Annotated in this window: 20 protein-coding genes and 1 other RNA gene; 9 read left to right on the top strand and 12 right to left on the bottom strand. The window is 43.6% G+C overall.

Translation table 11 applies throughout. The features are described 5' to 3' along the window. Positions 1-140: 140 nt before the first annotated feature. From lpxD to F3741_02790, 11 genes are all read right to left on the bottom strand, one after another. Positions 141-1,169 (bottom strand): UDP-3-O-(3-hydroxymyristoyl)glucosamine N-acyltransferase, encoded by a 1,029-nt coding sequence (gene lpxD / locus F3741_02840; GenBank protein MZG29735.1) that lies wholly within the window; start codon positions 1,167-1,169, stop codon positions 141-143. Positions 1,170-1,195: 26 nt separating this feature from the next. Then, entirely contained in the window at positions 1,196-1,921 is a 726-nt protein-coding gene (locus F3741_02835; protein MZG29734.1) for an ABC transporter ATP-binding protein, read from the bottom strand. Further along, positions 1,914-3,182, bottom strand: a complete 1,269-nt coding sequence (locus F3741_02830; GenBank protein ID MZG29733.1) for a lipoprotein-releasing ABC transporter permease subunit — start codon at positions 3,180-3,182, stop codon at positions 1,914-1,916. The genes F3741_02835 and F3741_02830 overlap by 8 nt, the downstream gene beginning before the upstream one ends. Positions 3,183-3,223: 41 nt before the next feature. After that, entirely contained in the window at positions 3,224-4,735 is a 1,512-nt protein-coding gene (gene lysS, locus F3741_02825; protein ID MZG29732.1) for a lysine--tRNA ligase, read from the bottom strand. Between the two features lie 103 nt (positions 4,736-4,838). After that, positions 4,839-6,425 (bottom strand): ribonuclease Y, encoded by a 1,587-nt coding sequence (rny, locus tag F3741_02820; protein MZG29731.1) that lies wholly within the window; start codon positions 6,423-6,425, stop codon positions 4,839-4,841. A gap of 44 nt (positions 6,426-6,469) precedes the next feature. Next, positions 6,470-7,060 carry a 5-formyltetrahydrofolate cyclo-ligase gene (locus F3741_02815; GenBank protein ID MZG29730.1) on the bottom strand — a complete coding sequence of 197 codons (591 nt, stop codon included), beginning with the start codon at positions 7,058-7,060 and terminating at the stop codon, positions 6,470-6,472. A gap of 309 nt (positions 7,061-7,369) precedes the next feature. After that, positions 7,370-7,553: non-coding RNA, 6S RNA (gene ssrS, locus F3741_02810), on the bottom strand. 73 nt (positions 7,554-7,626) lie between these two features. Then, the gene (locus tag F3741_02805) at positions 7,627-7,920 is read right to left on the bottom strand and encodes a cell division protein ZapA (protein MZG29729.1); all 294 of its coding nucleotides are present in this window, start codon (positions 7,918-7,920) and stop codon (positions 7,627-7,629) included. Between the two features lie 81 nt (positions 7,921-8,001). After that, entirely contained in the window at positions 8,002-8,280 is a 279-nt protein-coding gene (locus F3741_02800) for a hypothetical protein (GenBank protein MZG29728.1), read from the bottom strand. Positions 8,281-8,322: 42 nt separating this feature from the next. Continuing rightward, complete coding sequence (locus F3741_02795) at positions 8,323-10,380, bottom strand: phenylalanine--tRNA ligase subunit beta (protein ID MZG29727.1); 2,058 nt, start codon at positions 10,378-10,380, stop codon at positions 8,323-8,325. 140 nt (positions 10,381-10,520) lie between these two features. After that, a complete protein-coding gene (locus tag F3741_02790; protein MZG29726.1) occupies positions 10,521-12,104 on the bottom strand; it encodes a tetratricopeptide repeat protein in 1,584 nt (527 codons plus the stop codon). 129 nt (positions 12,105-12,233) lie between these two features. On the opposite strand from F3741_02790, the gene rnr reads away from it, so the two are divergent. The 4 genes from rnr (at position 12,234) to gatA (ending at position 17,056) form a co-directional block, all read left to right on the top strand. Continuing rightward, positions 12,234-14,327 carry a ribonuclease R gene (gene rnr / locus F3741_02785; GenBank protein MZG29725.1) on the top strand — a complete coding sequence of 698 codons (2,094 nt, stop codon included), beginning with the start codon at positions 12,234-12,236 and terminating at the stop codon, positions 14,325-14,327. Positions 14,328-14,982: 655 nt separating this feature from the next. Then, positions 14,983-15,207 (top strand): hypothetical protein, encoded by a 225-nt coding sequence (locus F3741_02780; protein ID MZG29724.1) that lies wholly within the window; start codon positions 14,983-14,985, stop codon positions 15,205-15,207. A gap of 45 nt (positions 15,208-15,252) precedes the next feature. Beyond that, positions 15,253-15,537, top strand: a complete 285-nt coding sequence (gene gatC / locus F3741_02775) for an Asp-tRNA(Asn)/Glu-tRNA(Gln) amidotransferase subunit GatC (GenBank protein ID MZG29723.1) — start codon at positions 15,253-15,255, stop codon at positions 15,535-15,537. Between the two features lie 70 nt (positions 15,538-15,607). Then, positions 15,608-17,056, top strand: a complete 1,449-nt coding sequence (gene gatA, locus F3741_02770; protein MZG29722.1) for an Asp-tRNA(Asn)/Glu-tRNA(Gln) amidotransferase subunit GatA — start codon at positions 15,608-15,610, stop codon at positions 17,054-17,056. A 24-nt stretch (positions 17,057-17,080) separates the two neighbouring features. On the opposite strand, the gene F3741_02765 is transcribed toward gatA, so the two are convergent. Next, positions 17,081-18,034, bottom strand: a complete 954-nt coding sequence (locus tag F3741_02765) for a D-2-hydroxyacid dehydrogenase (GenBank protein MZG29721.1) — start codon at positions 18,032-18,034, stop codon at positions 17,081-17,083. 310 nt (positions 18,035-18,344) lie between these two features. On the opposite strand from F3741_02765, the gene F3741_02760 reads away from it, so the two are divergent. From F3741_02760 to sdhB, 5 genes are all read left to right on the top strand, one after another. Then, the gene (locus tag F3741_02760; GenBank protein ID MZG29720.1) at positions 18,345-18,701 is read left to right on the top strand and encodes an HU family DNA-binding protein; all 357 of its coding nucleotides are present in this window, start codon (positions 18,345-18,347) and stop codon (positions 18,699-18,701) included. Between the two features lie 118 nt (positions 18,702-18,819). Next, positions 18,820-19,095 carry a hypothetical protein gene (locus F3741_02755; GenBank protein MZG29719.1) on the top strand — a complete coding sequence of 92 codons (276 nt, stop codon included), beginning with the start codon at positions 18,820-18,822 and terminating at the stop codon, positions 19,093-19,095. A 156-nt stretch (positions 19,096-19,251) separates the two neighbouring features. Next, positions 19,252-19,929 carry a succinate dehydrogenase gene (locus F3741_02750; protein ID MZG29718.1) on the top strand — a complete coding sequence of 226 codons (678 nt, stop codon included), beginning with the start codon at positions 19,252-19,254 and terminating at the stop codon, positions 19,927-19,929. A gap of 3 nt (positions 19,930-19,932) precedes the next feature. Beyond that, positions 19,933-21,873 carry a succinate dehydrogenase flavoprotein subunit gene (sdhA, locus tag F3741_02745; GenBank protein ID MZG29717.1) on the top strand — a complete coding sequence of 647 codons (1,941 nt, stop codon included), beginning with the start codon at positions 19,933-19,935 and terminating at the stop codon, positions 21,871-21,873. A 5-nt stretch (positions 21,874-21,878) separates the two neighbouring features. Beyond that, positions 21,879-22,569 (top strand): succinate dehydrogenase iron-sulfur subunit (gene sdhB / locus F3741_02740; GenBank protein ID MZG29716.1); only part of this gene is annotated, 691 nt, incomplete at its 3' end.

The raw sequence follows: 22,569 nt of genomic DNA, 5'->3' as shown, positions 1-22,569 counted from the left end.
TGGAGTTGCACCAAGTGTAAAAACAAATAGTAAACCCAGAATAAAAATCTGCCTGTAGAATTTAAACATAATTTAATACAGTAGATAAAATGTTAACGATTCAGTAATAATAACAGCGGATATAATTATTTTAACTGATTTTAACTTGAGGGTGATTTATTTTCAATTTGCTTTAATCGTACTTCAAGTTCGCGAATTTGCCGGACAAGCTCTGGAAGTTTCGGTAAAACAGTCACATATTTTTTCCATTCACCAAGTGGAACAGCAGGGTGTCCCCCATAAACATTGTTGCTTTCAATGCTTCTAAATGTTCCTGATTGGGCTGTAAGCGTAACCTGATCACCAAGCGTAACATGATCGGCAACCCCAACCTGACCGGCAAGCACCACGTGATGTCCCAGGGTACAGCTACCTGCCAGACCCACCTGAGCGACCAGAATGGAATGTTCTCCCACCGTACAATTGTGCGCAACCTGTACCAGGTTATCTATTTTTGTTCCCCTTTTGATGTATGTTGTCCCCATAGCCGCCCTGTCCACACAACTGTTTGCACCTATCTCGACATCATCTTCGATAACTACCCGGCCTATCTGGTTGATTTTGTAATGCTCTCCTTTTTCATCAAGAGTGTAACCAAAACCATCCGCGCCGATTACTACTCCGGAGTGAAGAATCACATTGTTTCCCAATTCCGTATCATGGTAAAGCGTCACATTTGGATAAATGACCGTATGGCTTCCTATCCGGCATCGATCCTCAATAACAACGCCGGGATAAATTTTGACATGGTCAGCAATTTCAACATCATCTCCTATGCAGACTCCAGCGGACAAAGTGACCTGCTCACCCATCTTGATATTTTTCCCCACCACTGCCGTGCCATGAACACCTGGCGCAGGCCGTTTATCAGGATGAAACTCTCTCAATATTCGGGCAAACGCAAGCTCGGGACTGTCTACAATGACCTGGCAAGCAAAGCTATCCACCTCTTCTTTTACCAGCACGGCAGAAGCCCCGGAACGGTTCAAAATATCAAGAAACTTTTTCTTAGCGAGGAAAGTAATATGTCCTTCCGCTGCCTGCTCAATACCCCGGATGCCGGTTATCTCAATTGAACCATCTCCTGTTAATTTTCCGCCAACCAATTCAGCGATCTTATCCAGCTTCATGGCTTCCCCTTTTTTAAGGTTTTACTTTATATGATCAGGTTCTGAGTTGTCGGGCCTACTTTACCATCAACCAGTTCCAACACCCGGTCCAGCTTTTTCGCAATCCTCTGACTATGTGTAACAATTATAAAAGTCTGGTTAAATTCCTGATTCAGTTTCCTTATCAAATCTATTAACTGGTCACTGGCATGATAGTCCAGGTTACCAGTAGGTTCATCAGCTAAAAGCAGGTCCGGTTGATTAATAAGACCTCTTGCAAGAGCTACCCGCTGGCTTTCACCCCCCGAAAGCTCCCCGGGTTTATGATGCATTCGGTCCTTCATCCCTACTTCTCGCAACAAGAATTCAGCCTTCTCTTTGGCTAAACGTTTGTCAACATTACTAATGAGTGCGGGAAACATCGCATTTTCCAATGCGGAAAAATCTGGCAGTAAATTGAAAAATTGAAACACAAAACCAATATGTGAATTTCGAAATTTCTCAAGATATCCTCTGGACTGGTTATAGATATCTTTTCCCTTAAACAGGACATTACCCTTCAACGGTTTATCGAGTCCTCCCAGAACATGCAACAGAGTGCTCTTACCCACACCTGATGCGCCAACGATTCCTAACACTTCGCCAGAAAGCACCTGGAGATTGGTCTGGGCCAGAACTTGTATCACTTCACGTTGAGTCGAGTAGCTTTTATCAACGTTAACAGCTTCAATCAGGCATTTTTTTTCTTCCGCGCCAGAACTCAAATCATTCATAGCGAAGTCCTTCTACAGGATCTATCCGCGAAGCTCGCCAGGCCGGGTATAGTGAGGCCAAAAAACAAATGAGAACAGAAAAAATAACAATGATAAATGAATCAAAATACTGGATTTCTGAAGGAAGCTTATCGAGATAATATACATCGCTTGGGAAAGCAGTAATGCCAAACAGGTTTTCAATAAAACCGACAATCTCATTCAAGTTTGGCACAATGGAAAAACCGCCAATACAGCCAATCACCGTTCCCGTAACGCCAATAATCAAACCCTGAAAACTGAAAATCTTCATGATGCTGGTCCGGGTGGCACCCATGGACTTTAGAATGGCGATTTCCTTACTCTTTTCCATAACCACCATAAACAAGGTACTAACAATATTAAAAGCCGCAACCAGGATAATTAGAATCAGGATGATGAACATCACAATTTTCTCTAAACGCAACGCTGAAAATAAATTCTTATTCATTCTCATCCAGTCCCTTGCGTAATAAGGAAAGCCCAGGCTATCCTGTATTTCCTTGGCCACTTGATCTGCCTTTTCTATATCTTTCACTTGAATTTCTATACCGCTGACCTTCCCTTTCATAGAGAAGAATTTTTGCGCGGCGTGTATTGAAATAAAAGCCAGGTTCGAATCATATTCAAACATGCCCGACTCAAAAAAACCTACCACTTGAAACAATTTAATTTTAGGAACCAAACCCATAGGTGTCACTCTTGAGGCGGGAGAAATCATCGACACCGTATCACCCCGTTGCACCCTCAATCGATGCGCCAGTTCCTTTCCCAAAATTATTCCCGCTCTACGGGATTTCCCCGATGCAGCTTTTGCAACTTCCAGCATTTCCAGGTTGCCCTGTATAAGGTTTTTCTCCAAATCAGAAACACCCGCTTCCCGCTCAGGATCCACCCCCCGCACTACAACTCCCGAACTATTACTGCCAAAAGTCAGCATCACCTGATTCAGAATAAAAGGAGCCGCGGCATTGACACCTTCCGCCTGCAAAATTGTTTTTATGATCGCCTCATAATCAGCCATCCCGGTCTGGGCGATATTAGTGACCACAACATGACTGTTTGTTCCAAGGATTTTATCCCGCAGGTCTTTACCAAACCCGGACATAACGGCAATAACAACTATCAATGCCATGACACCGAGGGCAACCCCGCCAACGGAAATCCAGGTATTGAGGGAAATAAACTTTTGTGCACGTTTGGCTTTTAAATGGCGCAGGCTGACGAAAAGTTCGTAGGACATATCAGGAGCGAATTAAAAAATGACCTGTTTGCTTTCCCGAATCAGGATTCTTTTTTTAATTGCGGGAAAAGTATTACATCTCTTATGGATAGGCTATTGGTCAACAACATTACCAATCTGTCAATCCCTATGCCTTCCCCAGCGGTAGGGGGCATGCCATATTCAAGAGCGCGGATAAAGTCGTTGTCCATCCAGTGAGCTTCTTCATCACCTGCCTGGCGCTCTTGAACTTGTTCTTCAAACCTTTGTTTCTGGTCTATCGGATCGTTCAACTCGGTATAAGCGTTAGCAATTTCTTTTCTGCCAACAAAAAGCTCAAACCTCTCGACCAGACTGGGGTCATCTTCTTTTTTCTTGGAAAGTGGTGAGAGCTCTATAGGATAATCGGTAATAAATACAGGCTGAACAAGCCTGGGCTCTACAAAGTGGTCAAATAGCTTAGCCAGTATTTTCACATGATGATCTTTCTTTTCAATAGAGACCTTATTCTGTAAAGCCAACTCTACTGCCTTATCGGGATTATCAAGAGCTTCTTCATCAACACCACCAATTTCAATCAGTGACTGCCTGAATGTGCAACGCTTGAACGGTTGTGAAAAATCAATTGTCACTTCCCGTGTTTCTCCATCTTCCTGTGAAGTATACGGAAACAAATAATTATTTTCAGGAAACACCTGCTTGCAAATATAACGAAACAAATCCTCAGTCAGGTCCATCAAGTCGTTATAGTCAGCATAAGCAGTGTAAAACTCCACCATGGTAAACTCGGGATTATGTTCTGTAGAGATCCCTTCATTCCTAAAGTTCCTGTTGATCTCATAAACCCTTTCGATACCCCCAACCACCAGCCTTTTCAGGTATAGCTCGGGAGCAACGCGAAGAAACAACTCCATATCCAGGGCGTTGTGATGAGTTTTAAAAGGCTTTGCAGTCGCTCCACCCGGTATTGACTGCATCATCGGAGTTTCTACTTCAAGATATTGACGTTCGTTCAAGTAATCTCGCAAGGCCTGGATGATACGGCTTCTGGCTACAAAAACTTTTTTAACATCAGGATTAACGATCAGGTCCACATATCTTTGCCGATACCTAAGCTCGACATCCTTAAGCCCGTGCCACTTTTCAGGAAGAGGTAGAAGCGATTTGGAAAGCAAGTCAACCTTGCTGGCGAACAGGGTCAACTCACCCGTTTTTGTTTTTGAAATCCTGCCTTCAACGCCAATGATATCGCCAACATCAAATTTGCTGAACATTTCATAAGCCGCTTCACCGAGTGAGGTTTTGTTTATGAATACCTGGATATCTCCTGACACATCTTTAATATTCACAAATGTAGTTTTACCATGCTTACGCCGGCTCATCATCCTTCCGGCAGTTATATATTCTGAGCTTTTCTCATCTAATTCTTCTTTGGATTTTTCAGAATATTTTTCAACAAGGGAGGCTATATTGGTGTTGATTTTAAATCGATTGATGTATGGGGAGACTCCCATCTCCCTAAGTTCATCGAGTTTTTCTCGTCTGAGTTTAACAAGTTGCCCTAATTCTTCCATATGATGCCAATTTTAATATGTTTGGAGAAGCTCCGGCAAAACCGGGGCATTGAACCCGGATACATATCCAGGCACAGTTTGGTAGGTTAATTAAAAAACTTTATCATCGGGCGAACTCTGTAAACCGGGTTTCTCGAACTACTGTAATTTTAATTTCTCCCGGATAGGTCACCTCTTTTTCAATTCTCTTAGCAACATCCCTTGCCAGAATGCTGGCCTCTTCATCACTCGCTCCAGAAGGCATAACAATGATCCTCACTTCACGGCCCGCCTGAATGGCAAATGTTTTTTGAACTCCCTTAAACGAGTCTCCAATCTCTTCAAGTTGGGTCATTCGTTTAATATAAGTTTCCAGCATTTCTCTCCGGGCACCTGGCCGGGAAGCGGAAACCGTATCGCCCGCCGCCACCAAAACAGCATAAGGAGATTCTGCCTCTTCATCCTCATGATGGGCTGCTATCGAATTGATGACAAAAGGATGTTCATTGTAACGCTTTGCTATATCAACTCCCAATTGAGTATGCGTTCCATCGGTCTGGTGGTCAATAGCCTTTCCTATATCGTGCAGCAACCCTGAACGTTTCGCCAGGGCCACATTTAATCCCAGCTCTCCGGCAATAGCTCCACATACAAAAGCCACCTCTTGCACATGTTCAAGCACATTTTGGGTATAACTGGTCCTGTATTTAAGTCGCCCCAATAACTTGACCATTTCCGGATGAATATTATCAATGCCAACATTCAAGATGGCCTGTTCACCGGCTTCTTGAATCTGCTGAGTGACCTCCTTCTTACACCGGTTGACAACATCTTCAATTCGCCCAGGATGAATCCGTCCATCGAGGGTCAGTTTTTCCAAAGCACGCCGTGCCACTTCGCGTCTGATAGGATCAAAGCCCGATAAAACCACAGCACCGGGGGTATCGTCTATTATCAAATCAATTCCTGTTGCTTGTTCCAGGGCGCGAATGTTTCTTCCTTCACGACCAATAATTCTTCCCTTGATATCATCGCTTGGCAACTCAACAACTGAAACGGTGCTTTCTGCCACATGATCTGAAGCAAGCCTCTGAACAGCCATGGTAATGAGCCTGCAGGCCTGCTCATCTGCAGTTTTCTTAATATTTTCCTCAATTTTTTTTACTTCACGGGCCGCATCCATCTTAGCTTCACCAAGGATCTTATTTTTGACCTCTTCTCTGGCCTTTTCAGCTGTATAGGAACCGATCACCTCAAGTTTTTTCAGCTCCTCCCGCACCAGGTTCTGGTATTCAAGCTTTTGCTGTTCAACTTCTTTTTCCTTGTCAGCAATTCTGTTGCCTTTCTCTTCAAGCTCTTTTTCACGGTTCAGATATTTTTGACTTTCGCTCTTGAGCTCCCGGTCTTTTCTTTCCAAATCATTTTCCAGACCGCGCAACCTTTCCCTTTCCGCCTTCATTTCTTTTTCAAGATCAGCCTTCATCACCAAGGATTTTTCGCGCGCTTCAATTTCCCCGGATTTCAGCTTGCTCGCCGCTTCCTGCTCTGCCTCAAGGAGTATTTTCTTTCTGCGCTCTTCAGCTTCCTTGATCTGGTATTCGGTAAATAATTTGCGCAAATAATATCCAACAGCGTAACCAATCACCAAAGCAACAGACATCCCCAGAATCAGGGTTATAAAATTAACCTTAATGGTGGTAAAAATATGCATAGTAAAACCTCAATTAAAAACTAACTGATCCAAATTGTTTCGAATCAACAGCTTATCGTGTCATTTTCGGTAATTATCGTTTGTACCTTTTCATCCCAGGAGTCCTGAGGAATCGAGTCTACAACCTGGAAATCATAGGCTACTCCCAACCGGAGCGCACCCTCAGGCAACTGCTTGAACAACCAGTCAAAATAACCTCCCCCATAACCGATTCTTGCCCCGGAACGATCAAACGCCAAACCTGGAGCAATAACAGCATCAACATTTGCTGGCGACACCACTTTGGAGTTTTTTCTGGAAGGCTCTCGAATATCATAAGAACCCAATTCAAACTCCTGATCCATATCAGTTATTTCGCATACTTCCATTCGCCTTTCCCTCTTGATTAACCTTGGAACATATACTTTCTTGCGGTCATTGAGGGAACGCATGATTATTTCATCGGTTCTAACTTCATTGCCAAATGATAAAAAAAACAATACATTCTGGCAGGACGAAAATTCCTTGTTTGCAAACAACCTGTCTTCTATAGCCCGGCTTGAATTTAAAACATCATCCAGGGTCATCGCATCACGTTTGCGTCTCATATCCTGACGGATCGCGAACTTATCCATTTTCATGGAGGAAAAATCCATCTTCCGGACCCAGTTTTATTTTCAGGATATCGTCAGGCTACAGAACCACCAATAAACCTATTGACAAAGTTTAAAAGGGAAACATTACTAAACCGACCGAAACCGGCAAAGGGGAGGCAAGGCAGAAAACACCACCCTATAGGGCAGGACAGACCTTGTGTGGGTATATCAAAAAACGAAATAGCTCTTCCTATTCCGCTCATATTTCTCTCCCAATTGGGGTCCGACTCTGATCATGCTGGAACCGGATATATATTCAGGCTCGGTCAGGCCAGTTTATAGCCTGCTAAAGCTCTTAAACATTATAGAAGTCTCCCCGTATATGCCGCGCAAAAACCATTTTTTGAACCTGTCAAGGACAGGTGGGGCATCCGTGAGCTGCTTTAGGCTTCCTCCTTTTTAGAAGGCCTGCACACCACAGCCGATCCATCAACCCCTTTTACAAACTGTTGGCTCAAGAAATTAAATTCTTACTCGAACACAACAGGGAGACAGTACATCAAATCCGCCCCCATCCTAGCACAAAGGCCAGGGTCTCTCAAGGGCTATATGTCGCGCACAATGACTTATCTTTCAATGCCTTGTAGCTCTTTATCAAGCTCGGAAACCAATTGCTGGATTTTCTTCCCTTCCTCCTCTTCTCTAACTACAGACTGGCCTTTCAATTCCAGCAGTTCCTGCGCAATATTCAGAGCCGCCAGGATCGCCAGGTCCAGGGTGGAAGTTTTACTTCGGGCAGTGGCCAGTTCTTTCATTCTCGAGTCTACGTATTCAGCCACTTCTTCAGCTTTCACTTCAGATGAAGAGCTTTTCAAGCTGTAAGTTTTCCCATAAATCTGGATTTTTTTACTGCTTGCCATTTTCAGTTCAATCCGTTTAGTTTTTTCAGCATATTTTTGACTCTACTCATTCAATAGCAGGACATCTTAAATTCAACCTGCTCAGGTTAGATCAAACTTCTGTAAATTATCTAAAAGGGTTTGAACTTTTGCCCTTATAATCTTTCGGTCTTTTTCATTCTTGAGGTTTAACGATTCCAATTGGGAAATTCGGTCCTGTGAGTTTTGGCTCATCTTGCTTTCTTCAACCAAAACTTCCTTATCACGGATGAGTTGCTCCACTCTCCGGGATAATCCGAGATTTTCTTCCTTAAGTCGGCGGAATTCTCCCAACAAGGCTGACACACTTTCTTCCAATTGCTGAATATCCGGTTTAGGCATGGCAGAATCGTAGCACCGGGGTATTAGAGTGTCAACAATCGCTTATTCCCTTAATGATGCACCAAGCTGTTTCTCTAAACTCTGAACGATTTTTTCAAATAACGGAGTTACTTCATCATCAGAAAGCGTCCTTTCAATAGATTGAAAAGACAATGCAAAAGTGAGGCTTTTTTTATCGGCTTGAATCTTCTTTCCTTCGAAATGATCGTAAAGTTCGACCTTTTGAATCAAAGGACTGCCTGTTTTATAGATCAAATCTGAGATCTGTTGTGATGTGACCGATCGGTCTACAAGAATAGAGATATCACGGTAGGTCTCAGGATATTTCGCTATGGGTTGAAATCGTCGAGTGGCGGAGGCGGCATCTTCCAGAACCCTAAGGTCGATTTCAAGGGCATAAACATTATCCTCGCCTATTTGACCCAGATAACCCAACTCCTTATCTTCCACTTTGATTCGTACTGATTTTCCCGCCACCAAAAACGGACTGTTATCAGGTAATGCTTCCAACTTTAAATGGAAATGACCAACAAGTGTTTCCAGAACACCCTTGAGATCATAAAAGTCATACTCTTTGCCCCTCTGTTTCCAGGGGGTGAGTTCATAAGGACCCATTACAATGGCGGACAACACTGCTTTCTCTATACGGTTTCCAGAAGCCCCCAGATAATAGATGCTACCTGCTTCAAAAAACTTGAGGGGTTTCTGTCCCTTGTTTAAATTGAGCGAGGCCGTTTTCAATAAACCGGGAATCAAACTGGTGCGCATAGTGTCGTGCTCTGAGCTAAGTGGATTTTTCAAAGCGATGACACGGTCTTCTTCCCTGGCAAACGCGATTTTAAACTTTTTCGCATCTTCACTTTCGATAAAACTGTAATGGACCGTTTCGGAAAACCCGGAATAGCAGAAAACTTCCCGTGCTTTTTTGATAATCTTTTGCAGGGCAGGAATTTTCACCGGTCTTACCTGCGCCACTGGAAAAACCGTATCTACCTTGTCATAACCATCAATCCTTGCAATTTCTTCGATCAGGTCGACCTCACGCAAAAGATCGGGACGAAAACTCGGAATTTTTACCTGCATGGTTTCTGATGTTTCTGTCATCTCCATTCCCAAACGAGCAAGCAAACCCTGAACCTGTCCAGGGTTAAAGCTTGTGCCTAAAAGCTGGTTCACCCTGCTCACTCTTAAAGGAATTATTATTGGATTTCCCTCGCCAGGATAAATATCCACTCTTCCTGAACAAATATCTCCACCCGCCAACTCTTTCATCAATAAAGCTGCTCTTGCCTGGGCACTCACTACTCCGTTCAGGTCCACTCCGCGCTCAAAGCGATAGGAAGAATCCGACCTCAAACCATATTTCTTTGACCCTTTTCGAACTGTAACCGGATCAAAACAAGCACTCTCCAAAACTATATGGCGGGTAGACTCTGAAACCTGACTGTTGGTTCCACCCATTATCCCTGCTAATGCCACTGGTTTTTCTCCATCAGCTATAACCAACGCATCCTGATCCAGCTTTAACTCTGTCCCATCCAGACTGAGGAAGGATTCACCTTTATTGGCCCGCCTTATAATGATTTTATTGTCCTTCAATAAATCCTTATCAAAGGCATGCAAAGGTTGACCGTACTCCATCATCACAAAGTTAGTGACATCAACAATATTATTAATTGGGCGCAGACCTATAGCCGTCAATCTGTCTTGCAACCACTTAGGAGAGGGTCCCACCTTTATATTTTCTATGACCAGGGCACAATAACGTGGACATAGTTTCGGTTCCTGGTTCTCAACTGACACACGATCTTCAACCGCAACCCCACCGGATTTCTCAGCAAAGGTTTTTAACGGGTCGGACAATTTCAAAGACTTATTCAATAAAGCCGATACTTCACGGGCCACACCAATATGCGACAAACAATAACCCCGGTTGGGCGTCACATTCAGTTCAAGCACATCGCTTTTTTCACCGTCAGGCAACTCAACGGTTTCATGGCTTTCTATTTCCAACCCTGCCATGGTCAGGACGTGACCCAACTCATCTGCCGGGACATCGATTTCGGTATATTCTTTCAACCAGTCAACTTGTACTTTCATAAAATTCTCTAAGGGTGTTCCCTTTACAATTCAAATTTTCTCGAATTATTTTTCAATAGTTTCCCACCTGCAATCCACCGCATCTGGGGGATTATATGTGAACCTTCAATAAAAATCCACCGGACACAAAACCAACCGCACTAGCGGAACCGGAATTCACCCAACAAATAATCCTTTTCCCTTTTCATTTGATTAAACAGGAGGGCTTTTTTCTTCCATCCTGGTATTTTTTCCTTTCCAACTCCAGATTTTTCAGCAAGAACAATAAGGTTTCTATAAATAACCGAATCGGCAGGATCCACCAGAATGGCTTTATTCAGCAAAACCCGCGCTTCCTCATATTTGCCACGGTCTGTCATCAAGGCTCCAAGGTTATTCATTGCACGGGAGTGTTGAGGGTTGATGGCAAGCGCCTGGCGGTAATGTTTTTCCGCACATTCTTCGTCTTCAATCAATTTGCAGTGGTAACCCGCCTGCAGTTGGACAGAAGCATTTTGAGGATATTGGTTAGCGATTCTCCGCCAATAAGAATAGTCACTGGCATAGACAAAGGTATGCAGAAAGGATAGGGAGCCGAGACAAAAAACCAAACCCGAAGCGATTAAATTTACCAGGTTTTTTCTTCGTTGATTTTGCCCAAAACTCTCCAACCATAAAGAAACCACAACAATCACAGCCATTGAAGGTAGATAAAGATACCTGTCCTGCCTAATAGTGTTTATAGGAACAAGATTGGAAACGGGAAGGAGCCATAACAAAAACCACCCTATCGCGAAAACACGAATTGGGCACGAACGATAATTCCTGACCACAAAAAAACAAATTGCAAAAAAAAGCAGATAAGACAAAACAGACTGCATGCCAGACAAAGAGATGCCGCTAAACAAGTATCTGGGGGACAGCTGAAAAGGAAAAAACAAACAAACCAGATAATCCCAATATGTTCGAAAGGTGTAAAATAATGAGACAAAAAAACTACCACCCATATATTCACTGATGCCCCCTACAGCTCCCTGAGAAGCTATCGTCGCCAACCCTGCAAGGAGGGAAAGCAAAAAGAAAGGGGCTTTTTCTAACACCATCACCTTTCTCTTCAACACCAGAACATCCAGCAATACAAAAATACAAGGGAGCATCACAGATATGGATTTACTCATCAACGCAAGAACGAAGGCAGCCAGGCATGAGTAAAAATAGAACCTGCGGGACCCTTCACTCATAGCATGGCGCAAATAAAACCACAGGGACAGAAGAATAAACAGCGTTGAAAGCAGGTTCTTCCTTTCTGATACCCAGACTACGGACTCGACCTGCACAGGATGCACGACAAAAATCATAACGCTCATCCAACAAGCTCTTTCAGGCACTGACAACAAACGAAGAATCAAATATAACAGGCAAGCATTCAAAGAATGAAGAATAACCTGGGTCAGGTGATAGCCAAATGGCTTAAAGCCCCACCAGGTAAAATCCCAGGAATAAGAAAGCAAATTAACAGGAAGATAATCTCCATAATGCAGGTTGGAAAAAATAGCCGCTGTATTTGCCAAAGAAATTTCCTGCAGATAAGGGTTGCGGAATATATACGCCGAGTCATCAGAGTTGATCAGAAAATAAAAATCCAGAGAAACAAAATAGACCGCGAAGCTGGTAAGACAAATACACAGGAAGGGCATTGCCCAATCTTTAACCTTGGAAGACATCAATAGAACTCTGGGTTTCATCTGTTAAATAAAAAGCTGTGCTCCCTGCAATATTAACAACGTCAATTAAATTATGCCATGTGTTCCTTCCCTATGAGGAATGACCTGCGCATGATAGAGTATGCTCAATAAAAAATTTATTTCACCGCCATGAAGTTGACTGAAGATAAAATTCTCTCGATGATAAGAAAGAAGATCCCGCGACCTATGAAAGTTGCTGAACTTTCCCGGCAACTGGGCATTCCCGAAACCCAGAAACGTGAGTTCCGCAATCTCATCAAGGAAATGGCTGGGGGAGGATCCCTGATCAAAATTCGTGGCGGTCGCTATGGACTTCCTGATGAGATGAATCTCGTCACAGGCAAACTGCACGGACACCCCAACGGTTTTGGGTTCGTCGTCTCCGACCATCCACATGAAGAAGACGATGTGTACGTCAACCGCCGCCACATGAACGAAGCCATGCACAAAGATCATGTAGTCGTACGCATAAAATCGGAAAGGGCACCAGGAAAACCTCAAGGCAGGATCATACGTATTCTTCAACGCAATACCACACATATCGTCGGCACCTATGAGACATTTGGAAGAGACGGCTGGGTCATCCCTACCGAAGAAAAATATTTTCATGATGTTTTTATTCCCGGAAAAAATCGAAAGGGAGCCAGGAACGGGCAGGTCGTCCACGTAGAAATAGAAACCTTTCCGACCAAACACAAACCACCGATTGGTAAAGTGCTGGAAGTAATAGGCTCCTCCAACGATCCTAATGTCGAGATTCAATCCATTTTCAGAAAACACGGAGTACGCCAGAGCTTTTGCCCGGAGGTTCTCGATGAGGCAAGAGAAGTTGGAGCAGAAAATCCCTCAGAATATTTAAAAGGGAGAAAAGATTTTTCAAAACTTCAAACCTTTACCATTGACGGGGAACGGGCAAAGGATTTTGATGATGCGGTATCTTTGGAACGCCTGGGAAAAGGATACCGGCTTGGTGTCCACATCGCCGATGTCAGCCATTTCGTAAAAGAGAACTCTCTGCTCGATCAGGAAGCCCTGGAAAGGGGAACCAGCATTTATTATGCTGATGGTGTTATCCCAATGCTTCCTGAATCACTGTCCAATGAGGCTTGCAGCTTAAAACCTCAAGAACCCCGCCTGACAGTCAGTGCCATCATGGACTTTGATGACGAAGCCAACTTTATTTCAGGAACACTTCATCCTTCAATTATCAAAAGTCAGCGCCGGTTCACCTATACCGAAGTCCATCAAATTCTGGAAAAAGGAGGTGGTGATCCATTTCTTTCTACCCTGCGAGACATGCATCAACTAAGCCAGCTTATGAGAAACAAAAGATTTCAAAACGGCAGTGTCGACTTCCAGGTACCAGAGCCGGAAATTCATATGGACCACACCGGTCATGTCGAGAGCATAAGCATCAGGGAACATAACACCGCCCACGAACTGATTGAAGAGTTCATGCTGGCCGCCAACCAGTTTGTCGCACTGAGTTTGCACGAAAGGGGCATACCCTCTATCCACAGAATCCATGAAGCACCCGACCCTGCCCGGCTTACCGAATTCAACGAGTTCGTTGACACGTTCAAACTACGTCTCCCGTTACCAGCCCGATCATCCGACCTACAGAACCTGGTACAAAAACTTAAAGGTCACCCGGAAGAACGAGTCGTCAACACCCTGCTCCTACGGACTATGAAAAAGGCACGCTACTCAGAAACCGACCCTGGCCACTTTTGCCTGGGCTTTCCTCATTATGCCCACTTCACCTCACCTATCCGGCGTTATCCCGATCTGTTTCTGCACAGGATCATCAAGAAATATCTGAAACGAAAATGTTCACCAAAAGAAAAGAAAGCGTTGTTGTCTCAACTTACCGAGATCTGCGAACAATCAACCAGTATGGAAATTCAAGCTATGTCGATAGAGCGGGAAGCCATTGACCTTCGCCGTGCTCAGTTCATGGCCGATAAGATAGGCAAAACCTTTCACGGTACTATTTCAGGAGTTACAGGGTTCGGTTTTTTTGTAGAATTGCAAGAGGTATTCGTTGAGGGTCTAGTCAAAATTTCTAGTATCAAAGATGACTATTACATCTTTATTGAAACTGAACACCGACTCATAGGGCAAAGGCGGCACCGCAGTTTCCAAATTGGAGATAAAGTTAAAGTGCGAGTCGCCGCCGTTGACCTGGGACAAAAACGTATCGACCTCACCGTTCTCCTCTAAGCCTGGCGCCAATGGTCAAGACTCTTTTGCGTTATTAAAACTTTAAAGCTGTGAAATATTAACTTCTTACCGGCTCCCGCCAAATTCAGCCTCACTTTTAAATTCTGATAATTTAGCCTAGTCTTATTCGATTTTGGGATATATTTTATACCCGCCCTTTAAAAAGGAGAGGAATGATCCTATCTACTTTGGTTTGGCAAAACTTTTTCCAGCTACAACAATAATTGCTAGCGATGCCACCTGTCCTGCCATTGTTCCTGGCTTATATGAGCAGGGTTTGCGGATAATTCCCTCTCACAAGGCAATTCTTTGGGCCAGTTTATTACCGCTTTGCGAATTACTTCTGGCATTGTTTCACTTCTTATGGTGAATTCACCCTGGTCATTGTTGAAACAGAGGGTTTAAGGTTAAAAACTATTCTGTATATTAGCTATAACCCTCAGTAACTGAGACTATAGAGTAAGTCAATAAAGAAATGCGCAAACCTCTCCCTGGTAGGGAGGCAGTTAATAATAGCCCATTAAGATGAGATAACTTTTTTCCAGCCCGGCCCAACCAATTAAGCAGAGTCCAGTGTCTCGCAGGTTGCCTAACTACTGATAGTTGTGGTTTGGGTAATTATTTGGTATAAAAATAGTTTTCATTAACCCTTTTAATGGCACTAACTATTATGGCAAATGTAGAAAAACTGCAGGAACACCTCAAAAATGCCAAATCCAAACTGGCAGAATACAAAGGAACCGAAGCTGAAGTCCGCAAACTGAAAAAGAAAACCAAACGGCTGGCTAGAAAGGCCAATAAAGTTACTGCTACCGAGAAAATGGCAGAATTGAAAAAGAAAAAGAAAAAAGACCGTAAGGAAGGTTCTTCAGATTCATAAACAAAATATAAAAGTCCTATGGAAATTTGAAAAAATTCCACGGAGGTGCGTGTGTCTTTTGATATTGAAAATATTGCCGCTTTGGCGCGGTTAAAATTGACTCCTGAAGAAAAAATCAGGCTTGCTGGCCAAATGGGGACAATTCTCGAATATATAGAAAAGCTCAACGAACTGAATACGAATGAAGTAGAACCAACAGCACATGTTTTAGGAATCAACAACGTGTTTCGCGAAGATGAACCGACTACAAAAGCTCTCGCTGATCACAACTTGATTTCCGATTCACCCGCACACAATAAAGGGCACTACGAAGTACCAAAAATCATATAAGTAATACTATAATCAGCAAATCTAGGCTGTTTCGGCTTAGCCTTTTACAAACTTATTCTCCAAAGCCCAAATGCATCGCACAACCATCACACAGGCACGCGAACTTCTGAGAAACAAAAAGCTAAGCTCTGTGCAACTGACCGAAGCTGTGTTCAATCGCATCGATCAGGTCGAAGACAAAGTCAAAGCATTCGTACACCTAATGAAAGAGAAAGCCCTGCAACAGGCAAAGGATGCTGACAATCGTATTGCAGCAGGAGAAGAAGCACCGCTTTTAGGAATTCCCATAGCATTGAAAGATTTAATCTGCACAGAAGGCAGTCGCACCACCTGTTCTTCGAAGATTCTCGACCAGTTTATTTCGCCGTACAATTCTACCGTAACCGAACGGTTAAATCAGGCCGGGGCTGTGATCGTAGGTAAAGCCAATATGGATGAATTTGCCATGGGCTCATCAAACGAAAACGCTCACCATCATCCGACAAGAAATCCTTGGAACCTGGAACGGGTACCCGGAGGTTCCAGCGGTGGTTCTGCAGCCGCTGTTGCAGCACACGAATGTGTTGCCGCCCTAGGTAGTGATACCGGTGGTTCCATCCGTCAACCTGCCAGTTTTTGCGGAGTAACAGGATTAAAACCCACCTATGGCCGAGTATCCCGTTTTGGGCTCGTAGCCTTTGCTTCATCCCTCGACCAGATCGGACCCTTAACAAAAACTGTAGCCGATGCTGCTATTTTAATGAACGTAATAGGTGGTAAAGACTCGCGCGATTCCACTTCTGCTGATGTTGCGCTCCCAGATTTTACACAGGCTTTACAGAAAGATGTAAAAGGTATGAAACTGGGAATCCCAAAAGAATATTTCACCGGGGGAATCAACCCTGAAGTTGAAAAAGCAGTGCAGGAAGGTATTCGTACTCTTAAATCGCTGGGAATACAAACAGTAGAAGTTTCTTTGCCGCATCTGGACTACGCCGTGGCCACCTACTACATCATCGCCTGTGCAGAAGCCAGTACCAACCTTTCACGCTATGACGGAGTTAAATATGGTTATCGTACCGGCAAGTCTGACAACCTTGTCAACATGTATGAAAACACCCGTGAGGAAGGGTTTGGCGAAGAAGTTAAACGACGGATTATTCTTGGCACCTTCGTACTTAGTACCGGTTATTACGACGCATATTATCTGAAGGCCCAAAAAGTTCGGACATTGATCAAAAAAGATTTTGAAAACGCATTGAAACAATGTGATGTCATTGCCTCGCCAGTCACCCCCTACCCAGCATTTAAACTTGGGGAAAAACTGGATAATCCTTTACAAATGTATCTGGCGGATATTTATACAATCTCCAGTAATCTTGCCGGTATACCCGCAATGTCTATACCATGTGGCTTTGCAGAAGGACTTCCTGTTGGTCTCCAGTTAATGGGAAAACACTTTGGTGAAGAAAGTCTCATTACAGTTGGACACCAATTCCAAAAAGCTACAGACTTTCATTCCCAAGAAGCACCCTTATAGTCAAAAGTATACTTCATATATATCCTATTGATCTACGCCAAATAAGTCGGCATTAATTTTTTCGGAAAGCTCTTCGACAAACAGCTCTAAATAATGCGAACATACCGCAGATGTATGTGGTTGGATAAGAACGCTATCAAACTCCCATAAAGGGGATGACTGAGGTAGTGGCTCCTCCTCAAACACATCAAGATAGGCTCCCGCAATTTCACCCGTTCTTAAAGCCTTAACCAAGTCTGCCTCTTTATAGGCATTGCCTCGACCCACATTATATAAATAGCAAGTTCTCGGCAAAGCCTTGAAATGTTTTGTTTGTAGTATTTTAGACGCCTCGTTTGGCAAAGCACATATCAGGTGATCAGTTTCCGCAAAAACATTTTCCCAGTTTTCAAAAGTTAGGACTCTATCTGAATCTGAAAAAAATGCCGGTATAGATGAAACAGGGTTTCTTTTGATTCCAGTGATACAGCACCCAAACGGCTTAAGACGCTCAGCAATCACTTTACCGATTCTTCCAAACCCTAAAATGGTAACCCGACTTTTATACAGGGACTGTAATCTTCCAGAAATTTTAACTCGAGCCCATTTTTTCTGTTTCTGCATAGCGACTGACAAAGGAAAAGACTTCAAAAAGTACATCATGGCCCCGACAACAATTTCAGCCATCACAGCTCCGTGGAAACCTCCATATAAAACCTGAGGGCCATTGCCTGCTTTGATTTCAATCCAGTCATTTCCTGCAGCAGGTGTGGCAATGAGCTTTAATTGTGGTCCAAGACCAAGCCATTCCTCCTTGAAAAACCAGACAATCACCGCCTCAGACTTGGGTAGGCGTTCCTTAAACTCTTTGGAGTTCATGCAAATTTCTACTTTCAAGCCTGGAACGAGCTTTTCTAGTAATACCTGATGCTGAGGCCGAAAATTCCAAGCATCTACATGGGAGTGAGTTAAATAAACCAAAATATTTTTAATCATCATTGTCATCCCAATAAAAAACTAAATCATCGACATACTCGAATTTTCATTTACATTAGAGCAAAATCTTCCCCTTGTTTTCTGGCTGACAGAACAATTATGTCTTACAGAAAGCAATTGGATAATCGTTGATTAACTGTGCATTTAAGTTAACACTTTTATCCAATATCATAACCACCCAAAACTCTTCCACTTTGAACAAAGTTTGTAACTTACTAAAAAATATGAGGTTATGTAGCGCGACGGATTTTGGTCTGATTTTTGCTTTATTTAACTAAGTAACAATAATTATTTACTAAATTGGAGCAGGATCATGACACGAACTCAGTTAGTGAAAAAGTTATCGCTACGAATGAATGTTACAAAAAAAGAGGCCGAACTTTATTTAACAGCTTTTTTGGATGCAATCATGGAAACACTACATAAAGATGGTCGTGTGGTAGTTCAAGGGTTTGGTTCTTTTAGACTTGGCACATATAAAGCCAGAGTTGCAAAAAAACCATTAACGGGAGAATTGATTGATCTACCAGAACGCCATAAACCTAAATTTCATGCTGGCAAAGAACTAAGAGAGTTAGTAAATGCAGAAATGAAACAGGAAGAAAAGCTCGAAGCTGTGATAGAACAATTAAGACTTACAGAGCCTTCTATAGCAATACAATTAAGGTAGATCAGACTCTTTACTCAACTGAAATATTTTTTAGCTCCCCACACTTATGATATGATGAAACGTGTTTGCTTCAATTCTAAATCCAATTTAGGAGCCTGTTTGCTTAATGAGCGAAAGCATGCCCAATGGTAGGGATACTTGTAGCAAGTGTGGTGAAAAAAGCATCCTCAAAGGTGAGATTAGCTTGAGGACAAGTAAGGATAAAGAATTGATTATGGTGGTTCGACAGGACCACGGTGTCGAGAAAAGTGTCCCCCTGCAACCCAGCATCTGCTGCCAATGCGGTTTCGTGGATTTTTATGTGCAAGACCCAAGTCACTTGAAAATTTGCTCTGAAGATAAACCCATAAACCCCGACTTCAAGCAACGCCCTCTCCTGGAATCTGATTTTTAAAATCTCTCCTTTATTTGTTCATCGTTATTATTATTTTCCTTTTAGCTGATGATAATTCTTGTGTGACACCCATTTTTGCGCCAAAATGGGAGCGAAGTCTGAAAGTGCCTGCTCTAATTTTTATTAAATTGAGTAATCCCGTTCTTTTTCCGCCTTATGGCCAGACCTTCTAAAGATGAAATTCATTACCTGCTGCTGAAGCTCCATTCCCTTACAGGAATAGTTCCCATAGGAGCTTTCCTGGTCATTCATTTAAGTGTCAATTCCCTTCGTACTGTGGGAGTATGGCCCTATCAACTCAGCATAGATGCGATCAACAACCTTCCCTTCCTCCTGGTAATAGAAATAACTTTTATATATATCCCCATCCTGTTCCATTCAGTGATGGGTTTTTATGTCTCGAGCCTTGCCAAAACCAACGTACATCGATACAGGTATCCCCGAAACGGACTCTATACCTTACAGAGGATTTCTGGTGCAGTGGTTTTTGTTTTTCTGATTTATCACATGGGAACAACGGTGGCACCAAAACTATGGGAGGGCAAACACCATTTTGAGGCGGCTCCTTTCCTCATTGATATTTTAAATGGTGAGTTTCAAACCTGGCAGGGAATGGTTGTTTATACTATTGGTATTATCTCAGCGACATTTCACTTCAGTAACGGACTGTGGGGGTTTTGTGTTTCATGGGGTATTTTAATTGGAGAGAACGCCCAGAAAAATGGTGCTATCGTTTTCGCAGCGATGGGCCTGGCTTTGACAGTATTAGGCATATCCACCATAGTGGAGTTTAATATGAACCCTGTTCCAGTAGAAGCAACGGCACCAAGGTAAAAGATGCTAAATCGAAAGAAAAAAATTGTCATTATCGGAGGCGGGTTAGCCGGGTTAGCCCTGGCTATGAAGTTTTGCGAGCGTAACGGTGAGGTGACCGTCGTTTCATACCAGTCGTTAAAGAGATCCCATTCCGTTTGCGCACAAGGTGGCATCAATGCAGCCATTGACGCAAAGAACGAAGGCGATACTCCGGAAAAGCATTTCTATGACACGATTAAGGGGGGAGACTTTCTGGCCCACCAGCCTCTGGTACGAGACATGTGCTACCAGGCTCCCGCTATCATCCACTTGATGGACAGGATGGGTGTAGCGTTTAATCGCACCGGCGAAGGGCATCTCGATTTTCGACGATTCGGTGGCACTCTTTATAATCGAACCGCATTTGCCGGGGCAACAACTGGACAACAACTTGTGTACGCGCTTGATGAACAAGTGCGACGTCATGTGCATGATGGTGCTGCCAAAACATTGGAGTGGCACGAATACCTTGGAGCCGTTCTTGATTCTGAAGGAATTTGCCGCGGTGCAGTGATTCAGGATCTAAGAACCAGCGAAATTTTTACCTTGCCGGCAGATGCTGTGGTGTTAGCCAGCGGCGGACCGAGCCAGGTGTATGCAAGATCAACCGCCTCTTTTGTTAGCACAGGAGCCGCCGCCACAACCGCTTATCTGCAAGGTGCTAAATACGCAAATGGAGAATTCATTCAGATTCACCCCACAGCTATTCCCGGACAGGATAAGCTCCGGCTAATGAGCGAGTCAGCCCGAGGTGAAGGTGGGCGTGTGTGGGTGCCTCGTGATGCCAACGATAAACGTGAGCCTAAAAAAATCCCTGAGAACGAACGCTATTATTTTCTCGAAGAAAAGTACCCTCTGTTCAAAAATCTCGTTCCCAGAGATGTTGCCAGCCGGGAAATCTATGACATTGTCTATAACCAGAATCTAGGGGTGGGCGGAGAGCCTATGGTTTATCTTGACCTGACCCATAAGTCGAGAGAATTCCTGGACAACCGACTCGGCGGTATCATGGATATCTACAATAAGTTTACCGGTGTTGATCCGCGTGAAACTCCCATGAAAATATTTCCTGCGGTGCATTACTCAATGGGAGGATTGTGGACAGATTACGGACCAGACAGCAATGGACTGGTAGACCACGGATCTCCACGGAACCAGATGACTTCCATTAAAGGATTATTTGCGGCTGGAGAGGCAGACTACCAATACCATGGAGCCAACCGGCTGGGCGCGAACTCATTATTGAGCTGCATATACACAGGATTAATGATGGCCCGGGGTATCATGAACTACACAGACTCCCTTGAAAAATCTGTGGACGATATCTCTTCCACTGTCTTTGACGACACCCGTAAACACTGGCAAAACCGGTTCCAGGACATAAAAAAAATGGACGGCCCGGAAAACCCCTACAAACTGCACCAGGACCTGGGAAACATCATGCTGGCAAATGTTCTTATAGTTCGTGATAATAAATCTCTGGAAAAAGCCTGGCATTCCATCAGCGATATTGAAACCCGTTTCAAAGAAGTCAAATGTCTGGACACGCATGACTGGGCTAACCCTACACCCAGCTTCATCAACCAGTTATATTGTATGATTCATCTTTCAAAAATCATTACGAAAGGTGCATTGATGAGGGACGAGTTCAGGGGAAGCCACTACAAACCGGATTTCGATATAAATCAGCCCAAAGATTTTGATCCCCATGAATACATCGACTATCTGGAACAAAAACAATATGGCGAAGTGTCTGAAGAGAAATTTCCAAAAGGGCACCTTGATTACATGAAACGATTCGAAGAAAATAACGCAAAATGGCTTAAAACAACGGTGGCCCAGCATAAAGATAATGAGCCGGAAATCACCTATGAAGAGGTCAACACATCGCTGGTAACACCGCGACCACGAAAATATGATTGAACGCTATGACTGAGAAAAACATAATTTTAAAGATAAGACGTCAGGACTCACCTGCGTCCGCTGCTTACTGGCAGACCTTTGAGGTGCCCAACAGACCTCATGCAAATGTCATTTCGTGCCTGATGGAAGTTCAAAGAAACCCGATAACAAAAGATGGCAATATAGTTGCACCGGTTACATGGGATTGTAATTGCCTTGAAGAAGTATGCGGGTCCTGCACCATGCTCATCAATGGCCGTGTTCGGCAAGCCTGTACAGCTCTGGTAGACCATTTAGATAGTACTATTGTCCTGGAGCCCATGTCCAAATTTCCTGTCGTGCGTGATTTACAGGTTAATCGCGAACGTATGTTCGACAACCTGAAAAAGGTAAAGGCATGGATCGAAATTGATGGAAGTCATGACATTGGGGAAGGTCCGATCATGCCGGACCAGGACCGCGCCAAACGTTATGTCATGTCAGAATGCATGACTTGCGGGTGTTGTCTGGAAGCCTGCCCTCAATTCACGAAAGATAATTCTTTTCTGGGAGCCGCTACTTTCAGCCAGGTTCGACTGTTCAATTTGCATCCCACTGGTGCTATGCAAAAAGAGGAAAGGCTGGAAGCTGTTATGGGAGAAGGTGGAATAACCGATTGTGGAAATGCCCAGGTTTGTGTTGAGGTGTGCCCCAAAAATATCCCTCTTACTGAGTCGA

This window comes from Nitrospinota bacterium, from assembly GCA_009873635.1.
Taxonomy (GTDB): Bacteria; Nitrospinota; Nitrospinia; order Nitrospinales; family VA-1; genus LS-NOB.
Note: the sequence above shows the minus strand (reverse complement) of the source record. Positions and strands in the feature narration are given on the sequence as shown.

Excerpts from the sequence above, each read along its gene's own strand:
- lpxD (MZG29735.1), bottom strand. The coding sequence starts at position 1,169 with ATGAAGCTGGATAAGATCGCTGAATTGGTTGGCGGAAAATTAACAGGA.
- F3741_02835 (MZG29734.1), bottom strand. The coding sequence starts at position 1,921 with ATGAATGATTTGAGTTCTGGCGCGGAAGAAAAAAAATGCCTGATTGAA.
- F3741_02830 (MZG29733.1), bottom strand. The coding sequence starts at position 3,182 with ATGTCCTACGAACTTTTCGTCAGCCTGCGCCATTTAAAAGCCAAACGT.
- lysS (MZG29732.1), bottom strand. The coding sequence starts at position 4,735 with ATGGAAGAATTAGGGCAACTTGTTAAACTCAGACGAGAAAAACTCGAT.
- rny (MZG29731.1), bottom strand. The coding sequence starts at position 6,425 with ATGCATATTTTTACCACCATTAAGGTTAATTTTATAACCCTGATTCTG.
- F3741_02815 (MZG29730.1), bottom strand. The coding sequence starts at position 7,060 with ATGGATTTTTCCTCCATGAAAATGGATAAGTTCGCGATCCGTCAGGAT.
- F3741_02805 (MZG29729.1), bottom strand. The coding sequence starts at position 7,920 with ATGGCAAGCAGTAAAAAAATCCAGATTTATGGGAAAACTTACAGCTTG.
- F3741_02800 (MZG29728.1), bottom strand. The coding sequence starts at position 8,280 with ATGCCTAAACCGGATATTCAGCAATTGGAAGAAAGTGTGTCAGCCTTG.
- F3741_02795 (MZG29727.1), bottom strand. The coding sequence starts at position 10,380 with ATGAAAGTACAAGTTGACTGGTTGAAAGAATATACCGAAATCGATGTC.
- F3741_02790 (MZG29726.1), bottom strand. The coding sequence starts at position 12,104 with ATGAAACCCAGAGTTCTATTGATGTCTTCCAAGGTTAAAGATTGGGCA.
- rnr (MZG29725.1), top strand. The coding sequence starts at position 12,234 with ATGAAGTTGACTGAAGATAAAATTCTCTCGATGATAAGAAAGAAGATC.
- F3741_02780 (MZG29724.1), top strand. The coding sequence starts at position 14,983 with ATGGCACTAACTATTATGGCAAATGTAGAAAAACTGCAGGAACACCTC.
- gatA (MZG29722.1), top strand. The coding sequence starts at position 15,608 with ATGCATCGCACAACCATCACACAGGCACGCGAACTTCTGAGAAACAAA.
- F3741_02765 (MZG29721.1), bottom strand. The coding sequence starts at position 18,034 with ATGATGATTAAAAATATTTTGGTTTATTTAACTCACTCCCATGTAGAT.
- F3741_02760 (MZG29720.1), top strand. The coding sequence starts at position 18,345 with ATGACACGAACTCAGTTAGTGAAAAAGTTATCGCTACGAATGAATGTT.
- F3741_02755 (MZG29719.1), top strand. The coding sequence starts at position 18,820 with ATGCCCAATGGTAGGGATACTTGTAGCAAGTGTGGTGAAAAAAGCATC.
- F3741_02750 (MZG29718.1), top strand. The coding sequence starts at position 19,252 with ATGGCCAGACCTTCTAAAGATGAAATTCATTACCTGCTGCTGAAGCTC.
- sdhA (MZG29717.1), top strand. The coding sequence starts at position 19,933 with ATGCTAAATCGAAAGAAAAAAATTGTCATTATCGGAGGCGGGTTAGCC.